The sequence below is a fragment of the Bordetella hinzii LMG 13501 genome (genome assembly GCF_001548475.1).
Lineage (GTDB): Bacteria > Pseudomonadota > Gammaproteobacteria > Burkholderiales > Burkholderiaceae_B > Bordetella > Bordetella hinzii.
The window spans coordinates 1-19,271 of sequence record NZ_LRUJ01000034.1 but is presented as its reverse complement, the minus strand read 5'-3'; the positions used below and the strand labels follow the sequence as shown (position 1 = coordinate 19,271).

The window sequence follows — 19,271 nt, the reverse complement described above, 5'->3', positions numbered from 1 at the left end:
TTCCAATGCAATGAAAGGGATGCCAAATTATCGCATGGCGGGGTCGCCGGAGCCCGGCAAGGACAGCGCCTGTTCGTGCCGGGCTTCGTGCCAGGCGGCCTGGCGCATCTGCCCGGACAAGGCGGTGAGGTCCGCCCCCGACGGCTGCTGATAGAGCCGCAGGCCGAGTTCGGGGAGGATAGCCAGCAGATGATCGAAGATATCGCCCTGTATGCGCTCGTACTCGACCCAGGCAGTGATGGCCGTGAAGCAATAGACCTCGACCGGGATGCCTTCGGCCTGGGGTTCCATCATGCGCACCATCATGGCCATGTCCTGGCGCACCTCGGGGTGGTGGCGCAGATAGGCCAGCGCGTAGGCGCGGAACGTGCCGATATTGGTCAGGCGCCGCCGGTTGGCCGGCACCTCGGCCAGGGGGCCGAGGTCCTGGTTGGCGCGGGCCAGGTCGCTCTCCTTGGCCTGCAGGTAGTCATGCAGGAGGCGAAAGCGCATCAGGCGCCGGGACTCCTCGGCATCCAGGAAGCGCACCGAGGTCGCGTCGATGCGCAGGGTGCGTTTGATGCGGCGTCCGCCCGACTCGAACATCTGGCGGTAATTGCGGTAGCTTTCGGAGAACAGCTTGTAGGTCGGCACGGTGGTGACCGTGTTATCCCAGTTCTGCACCTTGACCGTGTGCAGGGCGATGTCCTTGACGAAGCCGTCGGCATTGGCCTGGGGCATTTCGATCCAGTCGCCGATGCGCAGCATGTCGTTGGAGGTCAGCTGGGTGCTGGCCACCAGCGACAGCAGCGTGTCCTTGAACACCAGCAGCAGCACGGCCGACAAGGCGCCCAGCCCGGAGATCATCCATAACGGCGAGCGGTCCATCAGGATGGACAGCACCAGCACCACGCAGATGGCCATCATGATGAGCTTGGTGATCTGGATATAGCCCTTGATCGAGCGGGTCTGGGCGCGCGTGGTGGCCGAATACGTGTCCTGCCAGGCGCTGAGCACGCCGCTGAAGGCCACGAACACGCAGATCCAGGCGCCGGCATGGGCCAGGCGCCCGACCACGGTGACGGCGCGCTCGGCGTGGGGAACCAGGTCGATGCCCAGCGACACCACGGCGAAAGGCACGGCGTACCAGAGATTCTGGTAGGCGCGGCGGCGCCGCAGGGCCTGGTCCCAGTCTTCGTGGCCGGAGGCGCGCAGCAGCCGGTGGGCGAAATACAGCACCAGGCGGGCCACCACCCATTGGGCGAAAAGCGCCACCAGCGCCAGCACGGCCACGCCCACCAGGGTCTGCGCCCAGGGCTGGGCCGGCGTGTAATGATCCAGGGTTTCGGCCACGGTCTGCCACTGCATCGTCAAAGCTTGCTCCTTGCGTCGGGGTCCATCCGGCCTCATTATCCGATATCGGGGCCCGGGGCGGCGGCGCGCCAGCCTGTCCGCCAGGGCCTATAATTCCGGCCATCATGGCAAATACTCCCTCTCAACAAGACCAGTTCGCCAACAAGGCCCAAGCCTGGTCCGCGCGGTTCTCCGAACCCGTCTCCGATCTCGTCAAGCGCTACACCGCGTCGGTGGATTTCGACAAGCGCCTGGCGCGCCACGACATCCGCGGCTCGCTGGCCCACGCCGACATGCTGGCCGCCCAGGGCATTATTTCGGCCCAGGATCTGGCCGACATCCAGCGCGGCATGCAGCAAATCCTGTCGGAAATCGACGCCGGCAGCTTCCAGTGGCTGCTCGACCTCGAAGACGTCCACCTGAATATCGAAAAGCGCCTGGTCGAGCTCGTCGGCGACGCGGGCAAGCGCCTGCACACCGGCCGCTCGCGCAATGACCAGGTCGCCACCGACATCCGCCTGTGGCTGCGCGATGAAATCGACACCCTGATCGGCCTGCTGCGCCAGCTGCGCCATGCCCTGGCCACGGTGGCCCTGGACAACGCCGCCACCATCATGCCGGGCTTCACCCACCTGCAGGTGGCCCAGCCGGTCACCTTCGGCCATCACCTGCTCGCCTACGCCGAGATGTTCGGCCGCGACGCCGAGCGCCTGGCCGATTGCCGCAAGCGCGTCAACCGGCTGCCGCTGGGCGCGGCCGCCCTGGCCGGCACCTCCTATCCCATCGACCGCGAGCGCGTGGCCCGCAGCCTGGATTTCGAAGGGGTGTGCCGCAATTCGCTCGACGCCGTGTCCGACCGCGACTTCGCCATCGAATTCTGCGCCGCCGCCGCCCTCATCATGACGCATGTCTCGCGCCTGTCCGAGGAGCTGGTGCTGTGGATGAGCCCGCGCATGGGCTTCATCGACCTGGCCGATCGCTTCTGCACCGGCAGCTCCATCATGCCGCAGAAGAAAAACCCCGACGTGCCCGAGCTGGCGCGCGGCAAGACCGGCCGCGTCAACGGCCATCTGGTCGCCCTGCTGACCCTGATGAAGGGCCAGCCGCTGGCCTACAACAAGGACAACCAGGAAGACAAGGAAGGCCTGTTCGACACGGCCGACACCCTGCGCGACACGCTGACCCTCTTCGCCGACATGGCCGGCGGCATCAAGGTCAAGCCCGAGAACATGCGCGCCGCCGCGCTGCAGGGCTTTGCCACCGCCACCGACCTGGCCGACTACCTGGTCAAGCGCGGCCTGCCCTTCCGTGATGCCCATGAAGTCGTCGCCCATGCCGTGCGCGACTGCGAACAGCGCGGCTGCGACCTGGCCGACCTGACGCTGGATGAGCTCAAGGCCTACCATCCGTCCATCGAGGCTGACATCCACGAGGTGCTGACCCTGGAGGGCTCGGTGGCGGCGCGCAAGCACATCGGCGGCACCGCCCCCGAGCGCGTGCGCATCGAAGCCCAGCGCGTGATCGACGAGACCGCCTGAACCGGCGCCGCGCCTGAACGCACAAAGGGCCCTTCATGGGCCCTTTGTCATGTCGCGCCGCCAAGGCGCGCGTCCTACTTGACCGCTGCCTCGGCGCCCGTCCATTCGGTCAGGAAGTCGCGGAAATCCGGGCGGTTGGCCGGCGGCACGGCGCAGGCCGGCGTGCCGATGGCCAGATAGCCCAGGAAGCGATATTCCAGCGGATCCAGGCCCAGGATCTCCTGGACCTCTTCGACATAAGTGCCCAGCCCCGTGCTCCAGAAGGCGCCATAGCCCAGCATATGGGTGGCGTTGAGGATGTTCATCACGGCCGCGCCGGCGGCCAGCACCTGCTCCTGCTCGCGCACCTTGGAGTTATGGTCGATCTTGGCCGCCAGGGCCAGGAAGAGCGGCACCTCGGCCATCCAGGCGCGCACTGATTTTTCTTTCTCGGGCGTCATGCGCGGGTCGCCGCTGCGCTTGACGGCGTCCAGCGCCACGTCGGCAAACCGCCCGATGGCCTCGCCCTGGATGCGCACGAAACGCCACGGGCGCAGCGCGCCGTGATCGGGCGCGCTCATGGCGGCCTGCAGGATCTGCGCGAGTTCATCGGCCTTGGGCGCGGGCGCGCGCAGGAATTTCATGGAACGGCGCGTATAGAGCGCGTGCAGGGCGGGATTGGCGATGGCTTCGGTCATGATGGTCGGATAGGTGCGGGCCGCGGCTATGGTATCAAGCCGGGGCGCCCCGGCACGGAGGCCGGAGCCGATTAATGAGAAACGTTCTTATTATAGGCCTGGCGGGCGTCAAGGCGGCCTATCCCCCGCCGCGCGGCGGGGTCTTGGGCGGCGCTCAGCCCAGGTGGGTATGGCGCTCGGGGCGCTCGTCCACCTGCATCTCGGACAGGCCATGCAGGATGCCGCAGTCATCGGTATCCGGCCGGGCCGAGGCGCAGCGCCGGCGCAGCTCGGTCAACTGGCTCTTGAGCTGGCTCAGTTCGGCGATGCGCGCATCCACGTGCGCGATGTGTTCATCGAACAGTTCGTTGATGCCGCCGCAGCCGGCCTGGTGATTGTCGGCCAGCGTGAGGATGGCGCGGATCTCGTCCTGCGTCATGTCCAGGGCGCGGCAATTACGGATCAGGCGCAGGCGCTCCAGGTGCGCCTGCCCATAGCTGCGGTAGTTGTTCATGCCGCGCTCGGGCGCGGGCAACAGGCCCTCGCGCTCGTAGTAGCGCACGGTTTCCACCGTGGTGGCGGCCGCCTTGGCCAATTCACCGATCTTCATGAGGACCTCCTGCTGATGGCGGGCTTGACCCTATAGTAACTCCAGGGTGTGCAATACGGTCAAGTCTCCCGGAAATATCAAGGGACGCAACAACACAGGATCACCAATGTCCAAGTCCTCACACGACGTCTTTCCTCTGGCCGGCGGTTGCTGCTCGAAGGGTTCGCCCGATGACAGCCCGCATCCCGGCCATGATCCCCATGACCATGACCATCATGGCCACGATCATCACGGCCACGATCATCACGGCCACGATCATCACGGCCATGACCATGACCACGGCAGCCATGCGCGGCTGGCCGCCGACGGGCCGGCCCTGAGCGCCGGCCCGGGGCAGGTGCTGTCGCGCCTGCGCATCGGCCAGATGGACTGCCCGACCGAGGAAACGCTGATCCGCAAGAAGCTGGGCGGCATGCCCGATGTGCATGGCCTGGAGTTCAATCTCATGCAGCGCGTGCTGACGGTCGTGCACGCCGAAGGCGCGCGCGACGCCGTCCTGCGCGCCATCCACAGCCTGGGCATGACGCCCGAGCCCATGGAAGACGCGGCCCGCCCCGCGCCCGCCAAGCCCGCCGGCTGGCGCCTGCTGGCCGTCGGCGGCGTGCTGGCCGCGCTGGCCGAGGCCGCGCATTTCGCCGCCCTGCCCACCTGGCTGACGGCCGTGCTGGCCCTGGCCGCCATCGCGGCCAGCGGGCTGGGGACCTATCGCAAGGGCTGGATCGCCGTGCGCAACGGCAATCTCAATATCAATGCCCTGATGAGCATTGCCGTCACCGGCGCCGTGCTGATCGGCCAGTGGCCCGAGGCGGCCATGGTGATGTTTCTTTTCAACGTGGCCGAACTCATCGAGGCCCGCGCGCTCGACCGCGCCCGCAATGCGGTGCGCGGCCTGATGGACCTGGCGCCGCAGACCGCGCACCGCCGCAATGAGGACGGCAGCTGGACCGATGTGCCGGCCGCCCAGCTGCGCGTGGGCGACACGGTGCGGGTGCGCCCTGGCGAACGCATCGCCGCCGACGGCACGCTGGTCGACGGCCGCTCGGCGGTGGACCAGGCGCCCATCACCGGCGAAAGCCTGCCGGTCGAGAAGACGGTGGGCGATGCGGTCTATGCCGGCACCATCAATACCTCCGGCGGTTTCGACTACCGCGTCACGGCGGCGGCGGGCAACACCACGCTCGACCGCATCATCCATGCCGTCGAACAGGCGCAAGGCGCGCGCGCCCCCACCCAGCGTTTCATCGACAGGTTCTCGCGCGTCTACACCCCGGCCGTCGTACTGCTGGCCGTGCTGGTGGCCGTCGTGCCGCCGCTGGCGCTGGGCCATGCCTGGATGGACTCGCTCTATCGCGCGCTGGCCTTGCTCATCATTGCCTGCCCCTGCGCCTTGGTGATCTCCACGCCCGTGAGCGTGGTCAGCGGGCTGACCGCCGCGGCGCGGCGCGGCATCCTGATCAGGGGCGGCGTCTACCTCGAAAACGGCCGCAAGCTGCGCTGGCTGGCGCTGGACAAGACGGGCACGCTCACCCGGGGCAAGCCGGTGCGCACCGACTTCGAAACCGTGCAGCCGCTCACCCCGGCGGGGCTGTCCTCGGCGCGCGTGGCCGCCAGCCTGGCCGCGCGTTCGGACCACCCGGTGTCGCTCGCCCTGGCCCAGGCCCACGGCAGCGCGGACCTGCTTCCGGTCAGCGACTTCAAGGCCCTGGCCGGGCGCGGCGTATCCGGCCGCATCGGCGAGGAGACCTTTTATCTGGGCAACCGCCGGCTGATGCGCGAACTGGAGGTGCTCGACGCCGGCATCGAGGCCCGCATCGACGCGCTGGAGGCGGCCGGCAAGACGGCCAACATCCTGAGCGATGGCCAGGGCGTGCTCGCGCTGGCCGCCGTGGCCGACACGCTCAAGCCCAGCAGCGCGGCGGCGATCGCCGATCTGCATGCCCTGGGCGTGCGCACAATGATGCTCACCGGCGACAACAACCGCGCCGCGCAGGCGGTGGCGCGCGAAGCCGGCATCGACGAAGCCCATGGCGACATGCTGCCCGAGGACAAGCTGGCGCGGGTGGAGGCCAAGATCGGCGGCGGCGGCCTGGTCGGGATGGTGGGCGACGGCATCAACGATGCGCCCGCCCTGGCGCGCGCCGACATCGGTTTCGCCATGGGCGCGGCCGGCACCGGCACGGCCATCGAGACGGCCGATGTGGCCCTGATGGACGATGACCTGCGCAAGATCGGTGGTTTTGTCCGCCTGTCGCGGGCCACCCATCGCGTCTTGACGCAGAACATCGCGCTGGCCCTGGGCATCAAGGCGGTATTCCTGGCGCTGGCGGTCACGGGCCATGCCACGTTGTGGATGGCCGTGTTCGCGGACGTGGGGGCCAGCCTGCTGGTGGTCGCCAATGGCCTGCGCCTGCTGCGCGCGGCCAGGCCGGCGTAGCGGGAGACATCTTCTGCAACAAGTCCTCCCCGGGGCATTCACTTTTTGTCGTGAATGGAAAACCACGCACATCAGGATTCAGTCCGGCCCTATTAGAGTTCAGCCGCGCGCGCCATCGCGCCCCTGACAATCGACATAACACCGGAAAGAGGAAGAATGATGCAAACCCAACGCGCCCTGCTCTGGACCGCCCTGGCCGGCAGCCTGGCCCTGGCCGGCTGCGCCAATATGAAGAATATGGACGCCAACAGCCTGATGAGCGCCGGCGGCGACATGGCCAAGGCCATGAGCCTGTCGGATGCCGATATCGTCCAGCTCTCGGATGCCGCCTGCAAGGAAAGCGACGCGCAATCGAAGGTGGCGCCGGCCAACAGCAAGTACACCAAGCGCCTGAACAAGGTCATGGCCGGCTTCGGCAAGATGGACCTCAACGGCCAGAAGATCAACTACAAGGTCTACCAGACCCAGGAAGTCAATGCCTGGGCCATGGGCAATGGCTGCGTGCGCGTCTACAGCGGCCTGATGGACATGATGAACGACGACGAGCTGCGCGGCGTCATCGGCCACGAAATGGGCCACGTGGCCCTGGGCCACAGCAAGAAAGCCATGCAGACGGCCTACGCGGTCAGCGCCGCGCGCACGGCCGCCAGCGCGACGGGCAATAGCGCCGTCAGCGCCCTGTCGTCCTCGCAGCTGGGCGACCTGACCGAGAAGTTCATCAACGCCCAGTTCTCGCAATCGCAGGAATCGGCCGCCGACGACTACTCCTTCGACCTGCTCACGCAGAAGAAGATGAACCGCAAGGGCCTGGTGACGGCCTTCGAAAAACTGGCCGAGCTGGACGGCGGCCAGAGCAGCATGCTGAGCTCGCACCCCTCCTCGCCGGACCGCGCCAAGCACATCCAGCAGCGCATCGACAGCGGCAAGTAATCAGGCGTCGAAGGACGGGCAGGCGGAACAGCAGATTGACCCGTTCCGCCTGCCGCCGCTCTTGTGCAAACGCGCCTTGACCTGATGGCGCCCGGCGCTGGCCGGGCAAAGCGCCGCGATCCCGGCGGCGGTCAGGTCCTGTATCAGCAGACCCGCGACCCGGCATTCGGCCGGCGTGAAACCGTAGACGGCCCGCGGGCTTAAGAAGACGCTGGCGGCATGACCTCGCCGAGGGAGCGCGGGTCGCGCGGCGTCCAGCGGCCCGCCTCGGCCTGCGCGATGAAGTCCAGCACCGCGCGGTTGAAGGCCTCGGGCTCTTCCAGATTGATGGTGTGACCGGTCTTGGGCAGCACCAGCAGGCCGCTGGCCGGCAACACCCGTTTGAGAAAGAGCGAGGCCTGCAGGCTGTGATCGTCCTCGTCGCCAGCGATGATGAGGGCCGGCACGCGCATGCCGGCCAGGGTGCCGCTCATGGCGTCCAGGGCCGGACGGCGCGCCTGCACGCCGCGCAGGGTGAGCGCCGCGCCGACGGCGTCATGTCCGGCCAGGGCCTGGGCAAAGGCCTGCCAGCCGCGCCCGTCCTTGTTGAGAAAGGGAATGCGGGCCGCGCCCAGGGCGTAGGCCGGACCGTAGCCGCCACTGCCCTGCGACTCGAACTGCGCGGCGGCGGCCAGCGAGGCCGCCTGGAAGGCCGGCCTGTCCGCGCTCAGCGCGCCATAGCCGGCGCCGGCGATGGTCAGCGACAGCGCCCGGTCGGCGAACATCAGGCCGAAATGCAGGGCCGCGAAGCCGCCCATGGACAGGCCCACGACATGGGCCCGGTCCACGCCGGCGGCATCGAGCACGGCGGCCATATCCTGCACGGCGCGCGCCTGGGAATAGGCCTGCAGCGAGCGGGGCACCGTGGAAGGCGGATAGCCGCGCGCATTGAACACGATGCAGCGATGGCGCCGCGCGAAGGCGCGCAGCTGCGGCTCCCAGCTGCGCATGTCGCCGGCGAACTCGTGCACGAAGAGCACGGCCGGCCCCTCGCCCACGCATTCATAGCTCAGGTGCACGCCATCGTCGGTCAAGGCCTGGGGCATGGAAGTCTCCTGGTCCTCAGACAGCGGGATATTGCGACTTGAACCAATCGGCGATCTGGCCGCCGGTCATGAAGACCACGCCCGGATGGCGCATCAGCAGATCCAGCATGCGTTCGAAGTCGCCGAAGCGGTGCGGCACCCCCATCAGATGCGGATGCAGGCCCAGCGCCAGCACGCGCGGCCAGCGCCGCGCCTCCCGGTCGAAGACCTCCAGCGTGCGCGTCAAGCGCAGCAGGAACTCGGGCGTGGAGTGTTTCTCGACCGCATAGATCACCGAATCGTTGAGTTCGAGGTTGTAAGGCATCTGGATCAGACTGCCCTGGCGCACCCGCATCCAGTTGGGCAGATCGTCCACCACCCAGTCGCAGACGTACTCGACACCGGCCGCGGCCAGGATGTCGGGGGTATCGGCGGTCTCGCGCAGGCCCGGACTGAGCCAGCCGCGCGGCCGGCCGCCAGTGAAGGCGCGCAGCTTCTCCAGGCAGGCTTCGATGAGCTCACGCTCGCCGCCGCCGTGGTTGAGCGACTGCTGGTGCATGCCGTGGCCGATGAACTCCCAGCCGGCGCGCAGCATGGCTTCGGCCGCGCGCGGGTAGGCGTCGATGACGCTGGCGTTGCAGCTGGTGGACGCCGGCAGGCCTCGTTCGCCGATGGCCCGCAGCATGCGCGCCAGGCCGGCCCGCATGCCGTAGTCGGCCCAGCTGAAATTGGGCACGTCGGGCACGGTCTCGCGGCCGTGCGGCGGCGTGATGATGGTGCGCGGCATGGCCTGGTCGAAACGCCAGTTCTCGACGTTGATCACCAGGTGCACCATGATGTTGCCGCCGGCCGGCGGCGCGCAGGGCGGCCGGTCATCCGGGAAGGCATGCGGAATACGCGGATTGGACATGAAGGCTCCCGGAATCAGTGGCGCATCTGGCCGAGGATGTCGCGTTTCAGGCCATTGAAAAGCTCGCCCGTGATCAGGTCCAGCGAGCGCGGACGATCGATGGGCACCTTGATGCGGGTGGCGATGCGGCCCGGCCGCGCCGACATCACGTAGATGGTGTCGGCCAGCAGGATGGCTTCGTCGATATCGTGGGTGACGAAGACCACCGTGGTGCGCAGGCGCTGCCACACCGACAGCAGCAGTTCCTGCATGGTCAGGCGGGTCTGCGCGTCCAGCGCCCCGAAAGGCTCGTCCATCAGCAGGACCTTGGAGCCCAGCGTCAGCACGCGGGCAATGCCCACGCGCTGGCGCATGCCGCCGGACAGCTGCACCGGCAGATGTTGCTTGAAGGCCGACAAGCCCGTGATCTCCAGCATCTCTTCGGCGCGCGGCACGTAGTCGCTCTTGGGCAGGCCGGCGATCTTGGGCCCGAAGACCACGTTTTCCCAGACATTGAGCCAGGGAAACAGCGCCGCCTCCTGGAACACCACGCCGCGCTCGGGGCCGGGCCGCGCCACGGGCTGCTCGCCCACGCGCAGCTCGCCGTCGGAAGGAAACTCGAAACCGGCGATCAGATTGAGCAAGGTGGACTTGCCGCAGCCCGAGGGGCCGAGCAAGGCGACGAATTCCCCCTCCTCGACCTGCAGGTCGATATGGTCCAGCGCATGCACGGGCGAGACGCCGGGATAGGTCTTGCTCAACTGCGTGACAGAAATATGCGACATGACACCCTCAATGATTCTGGAGCATGCGCCAGGCCAGGACGCGATGTTCGACGGCGACCAGCAGGCGGTCGCTCAAAAAGCCCATGAGCCCGATGGAGGCCATGTCGGCCAGCACGATGTCCATGCGGCCCACGTAATAGGCATCCCAGAGCACATAGCCCAGCCCCGACTTGACCGCCACCATCTCCGAGACGATGACCGCCGTCCAGGAGATCCCCAGGCCGATGCGCAAGCCGGTGAAGATGGACGGCATGGCCGCCGGCAGCACCACGCGGCGCATGAGCTGGCCGGCCGAGGCGCCCATCATGCCGGCCGCGCGCACCAGGTTGCGGTCCACATCGCGCGCGCCCTGGGTGGTATTGACCACGATGGCGTAGAAGCCGCCCAGGAAGATCAGGAAGATGGCGCCCAGGTCGCGTATGCCGAACAGCGCGATCGAGAACGGCAGCCAGGCGGTGATGGGGATGGGCCGCAGGCCCTGGATCAGCGGGTCGAGCAGGCGCGAGGCCAGCCGGCTCCAGCCGATGGCCAGGCCCAGCGGGATCCCGGCCAGCATGGCCAGCGCGAATCCCTGCGCCACACGCAGGGCCGAGTACTGCACATTGCCGGCCCAGGTGCCTTGATAGGGGTTCAGGCCCATGCCGGGGTTGCCGAAGATCCAGGCATACCAGGCCTGGGCCACCTGGACCGGCGTGGGCAGCACGCCGGCCATATCGGCCGACTGCCCCGCCCACTGCCAGATCGCCAGGATGAGCAGCGGCACCACCAGCGCGGTGGCCCCGCGCCGCAGGGCCGCGCCCTGTGCGCCCACCCGGGGCGCGGCCGCCGGACGCTTGAGGATAGAAGAATTCATGACTGCCTCCGGATACCGACTACATGACCTCGCGCATCAGCGTGGGGTCCCAGACCTTGCCGATCTGGCCGCTGACGTCCTTGGGAATGACGCCGAGGTCATGGAAGGTCTTGGCCTGGCGCTGCAGTTGCTCCAGGTCCAGCACGCCGCCCAGCTTGATGAGCTTGACGGACTCGCGCGTCACGGCCAGCGGCAGGTTGGTGTACTTGGCATAGGCTTGGGCAAAGGCCTCGGGATCCTTGCCCAGCGTCTCCTCGGCCTGCTTGTACGCCCACAGGAAGCACTTGACCGCCTCGCGCTTGGCCGTCAGCGCATCGCGCGTGGCCGCCAGCAGCCCCAGCTCGGCCCCCACGGCCTTGGACTGGCTGTACTCCAGGTTCTTGGCGAAGAAGGCCGTGCCCTCGGCCACCAGCTGCGACTCGAAAGGCTCCCACAGGGCCACGGCGTCGACGTCGCCGCGCTGCAAGGCCTGCACGAAGGCCGTGCCGCCGCCCTGGATATTGACCGCCGTGAAGCTGTTGTAGGGAATCCCTTTCTCGGCCAGGGTGGCGGCCCACTGGAACCACACCGCCGACCCCGGCGCGATGCCCACGCGCTTGCCGGCGAGGTCTTTCCAGTCATCCATCTTCACGCCCTTGCGCGTGACCAGGTACTTGGGCGAGGACGCCACGCCGGACAGACCGACGATCTTCTCGCTGCCCTGGGCCAGGGCAATGGCCAGATCGGCCGGGCCGATGCCGGAGACGTCCAGCGACCCCGACAACAGCGCCGTGCGCGCATCCGCATAGCGCACGAACTCCACCGGCTTGACCTCCACATTGCAGGCCTTCATGGGCTCGGAAATGAAGATCATGGGCGAGAGGTGCCCGACCTTCACATAGCCCACGGTGAGCGTCTGCTTTTGCGGCGAGGCCGGCGGCTGCGGCCCCACGGCCGCGGCCAGGCCGGCATATCCGGCCAGGAAGACCGTGATGGCGGTCCGATAAAGTGTTTTCATGTATTTCCCCTTGTGTTGATACTCGGCGGCCGACCTGGACTGCGCGCGGCCCTGGCTGATAAAGGCGTTGGTCTAGCGCCCCTGGAACACCGGCGGCCGCTTCTCGCGAAAGGCGGCCTGCCCTTCACGATAGTCGGCACTGCCAAAACAATCCTGAACGGCCTGGTCCACCTCGCGGGCCGATGGCCGTCCGTCCAGCAGATGGCGCAAGGCCAGGCGCGCGGCGTGCAGGGTGAGCGGCGCATTGCCCGCCACCGCCGCCACCCGCGACGCCGCCTCGGCCTCGAAAGCCTCGTCGTCGAAGACCTCGTGGGCCAGGCCGATGCGGCCGGCCTCGGCGCCGTCGAAGGTGCGCGCCGTCAGGAACAGGTCCATGGCCCGGGCCGCGCCCAGCATGTCGCTCATGCGCTTGACACCGTCCAGCGCATAGCCCAGCCCCAGGCGCGCGGCCGGCATGCGGAAACGCGCGCCGGCGTTGCAATAGCGCAGATCGCAGGCCAGGGCCAGGCCCAGGCCCCCACCCATGCAGATCCCGCGGATCACCGCGATGGTGGGAATGCGGCTGTCGGCCAGGGCCTGCTGGGCCGCGCTCACGGCGCGGTCGTAGCGGGCTACCTGGTCCGCATCGTCGCGCAGCTCGGCGAATTCGGAAATATCGGCGCCGGAGACAAAAGCGCGTTCGCCCTCGCCCTGCAGCACGATGACACGCAGCTCGGCGTCGTCCTGGGCCCGGACGACGGTGGCGCAAAGCGCCTCCCACATCGCCAGCGACATCGCGTTGAAACGCGCGGGATTGGAAATGCGCACGCGCAGCACGCCTGCCTGCGTGTCGGCCTGGATACGGCCCGGCGGATGATGGCTCATGATGTCTTCCTCTTCAGACCACGCCGGCCTCATGCAGGCGGCGGATATCCTGGTCGCCATAGCCGGCCTCACGCAGCACTTCGTCGGTATGCTCGCCCCAGCCCGGCGCGGTGCGTTCGATCTCGGCCGGCGTGCGCGTCAAGGTGACCGGCTGGGTGATAAGCGTGCGCTCGCCCCCCTGCCAGGCGGCGCAGCGGCGCGCCACGCCCAGATGCCGCACCTGGGCGTCCTCGAACATCTGCGGCACGGTATAGACGGGCCCGGCCGGCACGCCCGCCGCGTTGAGCAGCTCCACCCAGTGAGCCACGGGCTCGCGCTCGAACACCGCCTGGATCTCGGCATTCAGGCGCTGGCGATGCCGCACCCGCAGCTTCTCGTTCTGGTAATCGGGATCGGCCAGCCAGTCCCCGCGTCCCAGGGCCTGGCAGAAGCGCTTCCAATTGCCCTCGCCCGAGGCGCCGAGATTAAAGGCGCCGTCGCGCGCGCGGAACAAGCCCATGGGGCTGCTGGTGGGATGGTCATTGCCCTCCTGGACGGGCACATCGCCATCATTCAGATAGCGCGCCGCCTGGAAATCCATCATGGCGATCTGGGCGTGCAGCAAGGAAGCATGGACCCACTGCCCTTCGCCGGAGACTTCGCGCTCCAGCAAGGCCGTGAGAATCCCGATGGCCGCGTACAACCCGGTGCTGGAATCGGCCACGGCCAGGCCGGCGCGCACCGGTCCCTGCCCGGGCAGGCCGGTCACCGACATCAGGCCGCCCATGCCTTGCACGATCTGGTCAAAACCCGGCCGTCCGGCATAGGGGCCGGTCTGGCCGAAACCCGAAATACTGGCCAGGATGATGCGCGGATTCAAGGCGCGCAGCGAGGCGTAGTCCACGCCCAGGCGCTGCTTGACGTCGGGCCGCCAATTCTCCACCACCACGTCGGCGCCGGCCACCAGGCGGCGGAACACCTCCAGGCCCTCGGGCTTTTTCAGGTTCAGCGTGAGCGAACGCTTGTTGCGGTTCAGGTTCTGGAAGTCGCCGCTCCAGCGATCGGCCGCGAACATGGCTTCATTGGGATCGATGCCGGGCGGCGGCTCGATGCGGATCACGTCCGCGCCGAAATCGGCCAGCATGCGCACGCAAGTGGGGCCGGCGCGCACGCGGGACAGATCCAGGACGCGGAAGCGGCGCAGGGCCGGCGAAGCGGAAAGCGATGGCATGGTTCGATTCAACCTTGAGGCAGGAAAAACGGAAAGGGAAAGGCGGCGCGCGCCAGGGCCAGCAGCTGCGCCTCGGCGCCCGGGCGGCCGATGGCCTGCACGCAGACCGGCCGGCCCCGGGCGTCGCGCCCGATCGGAAAGACCATGGCCGGCAGGCCGAGATAGTTCACAAAGGCAAACCAGCGGAACATGTCCAGCAAGCGGCGCGCATCGAATTCCGGCGAATCGGTCAGCACCTGGGCCCAATCCGGCACGCCGCGCGGCAGCGCCGGCGTGAGCAGCACCTCGCCATCGACCAGCGCCTGCTCCAGCAAGGCCTGTGTGCAGGCTTCGCGCCGGGCGCGGGCGTCGGCCAGCCAATCGGCCGGCAGGGCCGCGCCCGTCAGCGCCAGCGAACGGGCCAGCCGGCCCAGGGCGGGCGCCTGGCCGCGCAGGGCCCGGGCATGGGTCTCGAACGCTTCGGCATGCAGTACCGTCTGGCCCAGCCGCGTCCACTCGCGCAGGCCGGGCAGCGCCACGTCGCGCCGGCGAGCGGCGCAGCCGGCGGCGAAATCCTCCAGCATGCCGGCCACCGCCTCGTCGGGATCGCCATCGGGATGCCGCCAGCACGTGCTGATGCGGCGCGGCGCCTCGGCCGGCTCGCCGGGCGCCAGCTGTGCCCACACCGCCTGCAGGTCATCGGCGCTGCGCGCCAACAGGCCCACCGTGTCCAGCGAGGCGGCCATGGGCGCTACACCCGTATTGGGCAAGCGTCCCCGCGTGGGCTTCAAGCCCAGCAAACCGCAGCTTGCCGCCGGGATGCGCACCGAACCGGCCGTGTCCGTGCCCAGCGAGGCGTAGCACAGGCCCGCCGCCACGGCCACGGCCGAACCGCTGGAAGACCCGCCCACCGCCGCCCGGGGATCCAGCGGATTGACCGGCAGCGGATAGCGGGGATTCTCGCCGGTGGCGCCGCAAGCATGCTCGGCCATGACCAGGGTGGCCAGGGCGGGCGCGCCGGCCGCCGCCAGACGCTGCACCACGGGCGCGACCGGCCCGGCACCGGGCCAGGCATAGCCCGCGCCGCATTGCGGCGCGCGGTCCGGCAAAACGAAGATGTCCTTGTGCGCCAGCCCGACCCCGGCCAGGGGCTGCTCCACGGCCGGATCGGCCGCCGGCGGCAGCAGCCCGGCCACGCAATGCCAGGTCTGGCGCGCCAGGGCCTGGCGCTGCGCCGCCAGCGCCTCGCCCACGCCGATTTCGCCGCGCAACAGCGCCGCGCGCAGCGCCGCGATGGAACCGGGCAGACCGGCCGGCGTCATGGACGGCGCTCCGGCGCCAGGCGGGCCAGGGCCTTGACCACCGAGGCGACCTCGCGCGCCGTGGCGGCGATGCCCTGCCCGGCCAGCCTGGCCGCCACTTGCTCGGCCGTGGGCGTGGAATCCTGCATATCGAAAAACCCCCTTGAGTATTATTTTTTCGACTATAAATATATTTATAGAACAGTGGATAATTTCGTGCAATCAGTGTTTGTATGCATAGCCTATGAAAGTCAGTGAACGCATCCGCCAGTCCCTGGAGAACGACATCCGCAACGGGGCGCTGCTGCCCGGCGACGCCATCGACGAGCAGGAACTGGCCACCCGCTACCAGGTCTCGCGCACACCCGTGCGCGAAGCCCTGCTGCAGCTCAAGGTCCAGGGCATGCTGGAGAGCCAGCCGCGCAACGGCATGGTCGTGGCGCGCCTGGACGTCCAGGAACTGTTGGCGATCTGGGAGCTGATGGCCGAGATGGAAGGCGTCTGCACCCGCATGGCCTGCCAGCGCATGACGCCCGAAGAACGCCAGGAACTGGCGCGCCTGCACCGCGCCGCCGCCCCCATCGCCGAAGCCGACGACGGCCAGGCCTGGCGCGAGGCCAACCATGACTTTCATGAAGTGCTGTACCGAGGCTGCCGCAACCCCTATCTGCGCGAACAGCTGCTGGCGCTGCGCGCGCGCACGGGCGCCTATCTGCGCCATGCCTTCACGGCTGTCGGGCGCGTGCGCGCTTCCTATGAACAGCACGGCGAACTGGTCGAGGCCATCCTCGCCAACGACCCCGAGCGCGCCCATCGCATGATGATGCGGCACATCAGCCTGGCCCAGGGCGCCAAAGGCCTGGCCGACTTTCTCATCAACCTGCCCCGCTCCATGGTCAAGACCTGACGCGCCGATGGCTCGCCTCGCGCGGGGTATCGCGCGGGGTATCATTGGGCACCTCCGCCGGCCCCGCCCGGCCTTTGCCGCCCCGCCCGGACCTACGCCCGCCGCCCATGCGGCGCGCCCGCGTGGCCGGACGATGAGAACACCATGAAATTAGCCACCTGGAACGTCAACTCCCTGAACGTCCGCCTGCCCCAGGTCATCGCCTGGCTGGCCGACAACCCGGTCGATGCCCTGTGCATCCAGGAACTCAAGCTCGCCGACGACAAATTCCCGCTGGAGGCCTTCACCCAGATCGGCTACCACGCCGTCTGGGCCGGCCAGAAAACCTATAACGGCGTGGCCATCCTGACGCGCGAACCGGGCTTTGCCATGGTGCGCAACATCCCCGCCTTCGAGGATCCCCAGCAGCGCGTCATCGCCCTCACCCTGCCCAGCCCCGCCGGCGACGTGCGCGTCATCTGCGCCTACTGCCCCAACGGCCAGAGCGTGGGCAGCGACAAATACGCCTACAAGCTCGAGTGGTTCGGCGCCCTGCGCCACTGGCTCGAAGAAGAACTGCGCACCTACCCGCGCCTGGCCATCCTGGGCGACTACAACGTCGCCCCGGCCGACGAAGACGTCCACAACCCCGAAAAATGGCAAGGCCAGGTCCTGGTCTCCGAACCCGAGCGCGCCGCCTTCCGCACCCTGCTCGACCTGGGCCTGACCGACGCCTTCCGCCTCTTCGAGCAGCCCGAAAAGTCCTTCACCTGGTGGGACTACCGCATGTTCGCCTTCCGCCGCAACGCCGGCCTGCGCATCGACCACATCCTGCTGTCCGAAGCGCTGAAACAAGCCTGCAAGGCCTGCGTCATCGACAAAGCGCCGCGCGCCAACGAACAGCCCTCCGACCACACCCCGGTCGTCGCCACGCTGGACCTCGGCGCCTGACACCGGGCCGCCACACACGGCTCGAAATTTCGTGTATAGTTGCGCTCTTCTGATTTTGGGGCGGTAGCTCAGCTGGGAGAGCGTCGCGTTCGCAATGCGAAGGTCGGGAGTTCGATCCTCCTCCGCTCCACCAAATTCCAGACGGAAAAGCCTTGGACACACACCATGTGTTCCAAGGCTTTTTTGTTTCCAGCGCCGTGATTTCATTGGCTTGATGGCCCGCGGCGGCCGCGGGCGCTCCCCGCAAGCCATGCATAGACGGCGGGCCGCTTGTCCTTGCGCCAGTCCTTGATCAAGGGCTGGCGCCTCCGGTACAACAACAAGCAGCCACGTGGCACGCCGCGATCCCTGTCAATCGTGATGGCAGCGCCACGTTCGCACTGACCCTGCACTGGGAGACTGGCGTGAATACCAAGTGGTCGCTGCCGCTGGCTTTGCTGCTCTCGGTCTGCCTCGGCGCCGCCGTTTCCGGCTGCCGCAGCATGGATACCGCCCCGATCAACGCCGTCAGCGAGGATCCCAAGCCCGCTTCGCCGGCCTATATCCCGGATGCCGGTGACGACGGCACGACCGTGGTCGCGCTGGCTTTTTCCGGCGGCGGCATGCGGGCCGCCGCCTGGGCGTATGGCGTTCTCCTGGGGCTGGACGCCATGGTGGTCGACGACATCCCCTATCGCCGGACGTTGCTGGACAATGTGCGCTCGGTCGCCGGGACATCGGGCGGCGCGGTGATGGCCGCGTATCTGGGATGGAAAGGCAAGGACGGGTTCCAGGATTTCCGCGAGCGATTCCTGTACCAGGATGCCGAATCCCATATGGAAACCAAGTTCCATATCGGCACCATGATCACGGCGGCGCTGTCGGGCGGAGCCAATGACAGGCAGACCTTCGCGCGTTGGCTGGACGAAAAAGTATTCGACCACGCCACCTTTGCCAGCCTGCGCAGGCCCGAAAGCCCCGTGGTCTGGCTGACAGCGTCGGACATCTACAACAACACGCCCTTTCTATTCACGCCGGACGTGTTCGCCGCGCTGTGCAGCGATATCGATGATCTCAAGATCGCGGATGCCGTTGCCGCGTCCGCTGCATTTCCGGGCGCCTTTGCGCCCGTCAACATCGAAACGCCCAAGAAGGACTGCCAGTATGTGGCGCCCGCGTGGCTGCAGCAGGCCCTCAATAGTGCGTCCTCGTCTGTCCGGCTGCGGGCCTATGCGCGGGCGCTGGAGTCCTATCACTCCGATCGCGATCTTCCCTACGTGCGCCTGCTCGATGGCGGCTTGACAGACAATCTCGGCATCACCGGGCTGACGCTGGAGCGCGCCGCCGCGCAGACCCCCTACGGACCGCTCTCGCCGCGTCAGGCCGTACGCCTGCGGCGATTCCTCTTCATCGTGACCGATGCCGGCGTGCAGCCCAGATACAGCTGGGGCGGCAAGGGGGCCTCGGTGAGATTGGACCAAGTGCTGATCGCGGCCTTCGACACGGCGATGGCCTCGACGACGCGCATCGGCCTGGATGCCGTCACCCTGGCATTGCAGCATTGGCAGACGGCGCTCGTCACTTATCGCTGCGGGCTCCCTCCCGAGAAGGTCCTCGCGCTGCGGGGAACCCTGGAGGATTGGGATTGCGCCGATGTGGCCGTGACCGCTCACCATATTTCATTCCGGGACGCCGACGCGGCGCTTTTCAGCACGCTGAATACGATCCCGACGCGGCTGAGCCTGCCCCGTAAAGACATTGATTTCGTCATAGACGCGGCCAGGCAGGCTGTCGTCCACAACAGGGATATTGCGTCGGCGGTCGCCGATGCAAAGAGAGAAGCCCCGGTCTTCGACGGGCTGCCGGGTGTGGCGACCGACCTCCAGCGGCCCCCGCCCGGCCCGCGAAAGCGCTGAGAATTGATCCGCGCATGAGCCGCCGGCCGCCCTGTGCCAGGCGCCAAGCAGTGCTGGCACGCGCGGCGACAGCCGGGCTTATGATGGACGCTCCCAC

Annotated in this window: 18 protein-coding genes and 1 tRNA gene; 7 read left to right on the top strand and 12 right to left on the bottom strand. The window is 68.0% G+C overall.

Features of this window, described 5'->3' with window-relative positions; translation table 11 throughout:
* Positions 1 to 27: 27 nt before the first annotated feature.
* On the bottom strand, positions 28 to 1,347 hold the full coding sequence (locus AXA74_RS18665; protein ID WP_032955797.1) for a mechanosensitive ion channel family protein: 1,320 nt from the start codon (positions 1,345 to 1,347) through the stop codon (positions 28 to 30).
* Between the two features lie 110 nt (positions 1,348 to 1,457).
* Here AXA74_RS18665 and argH point away from each other — a divergent pair, with 110 nt between their 5' ends.
* Positions 1,458 to 2,870: an argininosuccinate lyase gene (gene argH / locus AXA74_RS18660; protein WP_029579514.1), complete on the top strand. Its 1,413-nt coding sequence runs from the start codon at positions 1,458 to 1,460 to the stop codon at positions 2,868 to 2,870.
* 74 nt (positions 2,871 to 2,944) lie between these two features.
* On the opposite strand, the gene AXA74_RS18655 is transcribed toward argH, so the two are convergent.
* Together AXA74_RS18655 and cadR are read right to left on the bottom strand one after the other, a co-directional pair.
* Positions 2,945 to 3,547 (bottom strand): nitroreductase family protein, encoded by a 603-nt coding sequence (locus AXA74_RS18655; protein WP_029579515.1) that lies wholly within the window; start codon positions 3,545 to 3,547, stop codon positions 2,945 to 2,947.
* A gap of 154 nt (positions 3,548 to 3,701) precedes the next feature.
* Positions 3,702 to 4,136 (bottom strand): Cd(II)/Pb(II)-responsive transcriptional regulator, encoded by a 435-nt coding sequence (cadR, locus tag AXA74_RS18650; RefSeq protein WP_029579516.1) that lies wholly within the window; start codon positions 4,134 to 4,136, stop codon positions 3,702 to 3,704.
* Positions 4,137 to 4,242: 106 nt separating this feature from the next.
* On the opposite strand from cadR, the gene AXA74_RS18645 reads away from it, so the two are divergent.
* Both AXA74_RS18645 and loiP read left to right on the top strand, forming a co-directional pair.
* The gene (locus AXA74_RS18645) at positions 4,243 to 6,570 is read left to right on the top strand and encodes a heavy metal translocating P-type ATPase (protein ID WP_032979601.1); all 2,328 of its coding nucleotides are present in this window, start codon (positions 4,243 to 4,245) and stop codon (positions 6,568 to 6,570) included.
* A 156-nt stretch (positions 6,571 to 6,726) separates the two neighbouring features.
* Positions 6,727 to 7,500: a metalloprotease LoiP gene (gene loiP, locus AXA74_RS18640; RefSeq protein WP_080700158.1), complete on the top strand. Its 774-nt coding sequence runs from the start codon at positions 6,727 to 6,729 to the stop codon at positions 7,498 to 7,500.
* A gap of 200 nt (positions 7,501 to 7,700) precedes the next feature.
* Here loiP and AXA74_RS18635 read toward each other — a convergent pair whose 3' ends face one another.
* The 9 genes from AXA74_RS18635 to AXA74_RS24805 form a co-directional block, all read right to left on the bottom strand.
* Positions 7,701 to 8,585: an alpha/beta fold hydrolase gene (locus AXA74_RS18635; RefSeq protein ID WP_032955635.1), complete on the bottom strand. Its 885-nt coding sequence runs from the start codon at positions 8,583 to 8,585 to the stop codon at positions 7,701 to 7,703.
* A 16-nt stretch (positions 8,586 to 8,601) separates the two neighbouring features.
* Positions 8,602 to 9,474 (bottom strand): polysaccharide deacetylase family protein, encoded by an 873-nt coding sequence (locus tag AXA74_RS18630; RefSeq protein ID WP_032979600.1) that lies wholly within the window; start codon positions 9,472 to 9,474, stop codon positions 8,602 to 8,604.
* 14 nt (positions 9,475 to 9,488) lie between these two features.
* Positions 9,489 to 10,238 (bottom strand): ABC transporter ATP-binding protein, encoded by a 750-nt coding sequence (locus AXA74_RS18625; RefSeq protein WP_029579522.1) that lies wholly within the window; start codon positions 10,236 to 10,238, stop codon positions 9,489 to 9,491.
* A gap of 7 nt (positions 10,239 to 10,245) precedes the next feature.
* Positions 10,246 to 11,091 carry an ABC transporter permease gene (locus AXA74_RS18620; RefSeq protein WP_032955633.1) on the bottom strand — a complete coding sequence of 282 codons (846 nt, stop codon included), beginning with the start codon at positions 11,089 to 11,091 and terminating at the stop codon, positions 10,246 to 10,248.
* 19 nt (positions 11,092 to 11,110) lie between these two features.
* Positions 11,111 to 12,088, bottom strand: a complete 978-nt coding sequence (locus AXA74_RS18615) for an ABC transporter substrate-binding protein (RefSeq protein WP_032979599.1) — start codon at positions 12,086 to 12,088, stop codon at positions 11,111 to 11,113.
* 72 nt (positions 12,089 to 12,160) lie between these two features.
* Positions 12,161 to 12,952, bottom strand: coding sequence for an enoyl-CoA hydratase (locus tag AXA74_RS18610; RefSeq protein ID WP_029579525.1), 792 nt, complete (start codon positions 12,950 to 12,952; stop codon positions 12,161 to 12,163).
* Between the two features lie 13 nt (positions 12,953 to 12,965).
* Complete coding sequence (locus AXA74_RS18605) at positions 12,966 to 14,162, bottom strand: CaiB/BaiF CoA transferase family protein (RefSeq protein WP_029579526.1); 1,197 nt, start codon at positions 14,160 to 14,162, stop codon at positions 12,966 to 12,968.
* An 8-nt stretch (positions 14,163 to 14,170) separates the two neighbouring features.
* Positions 14,171 to 15,463 (bottom strand): amidase, encoded by a 1,293-nt coding sequence (locus AXA74_RS18600; RefSeq protein ID WP_060833243.1) that lies wholly within the window; start codon positions 15,461 to 15,463, stop codon positions 14,171 to 14,173.
* Positions 15,460 to 15,591: a hypothetical protein gene (locus AXA74_RS24805; RefSeq protein ID WP_260481299.1), complete on the bottom strand. Its 132-nt coding sequence runs from the start codon at positions 15,589 to 15,591 to the stop codon at positions 15,460 to 15,462. The genes AXA74_RS18600 and AXA74_RS24805 overlap by 4 nt, the downstream gene beginning before the upstream one ends.
* A gap of 95 nt (positions 15,592 to 15,686) precedes the next feature.
* Between AXA74_RS24805 and AXA74_RS18595 the strand changes: the two genes are divergently transcribed.
* From AXA74_RS18595 to AXA74_RS18580, 4 genes are all read left to right on the top strand, one after another.
* Positions 15,687 to 16,349 carry a GntR family transcriptional regulator gene (locus AXA74_RS18595; RefSeq protein WP_029579528.1) on the top strand — a complete coding sequence of 221 codons (663 nt, stop codon included), beginning with the start codon at positions 15,687 to 15,689 and terminating at the stop codon, positions 16,347 to 16,349.
* A 144-nt stretch (positions 16,350 to 16,493) separates the two neighbouring features.
* Positions 16,494 to 17,279 (top strand): exodeoxyribonuclease III, encoded by a 786-nt coding sequence (gene xth, locus AXA74_RS18590; protein ID WP_029579529.1) that lies wholly within the window; start codon positions 16,494 to 16,496, stop codon positions 17,277 to 17,279.
* A gap of 57 nt (positions 17,280 to 17,336) precedes the next feature.
* Positions 17,337 to 17,412: transfer RNA gene (locus tag AXA74_RS18585), tRNA-Ala, on the top strand.
* A gap of 271 nt (positions 17,413 to 17,683) precedes the next feature.
* A complete protein-coding gene (locus AXA74_RS18580; RefSeq protein WP_029579530.1) occupies positions 17,684 to 19,174 on the top strand; it encodes a patatin-like phospholipase family protein in 1,491 nt (496 codons plus the stop codon).
* The last annotated feature ends 97 nt before the right edge of the window (positions 19,175 to 19,271 follow it).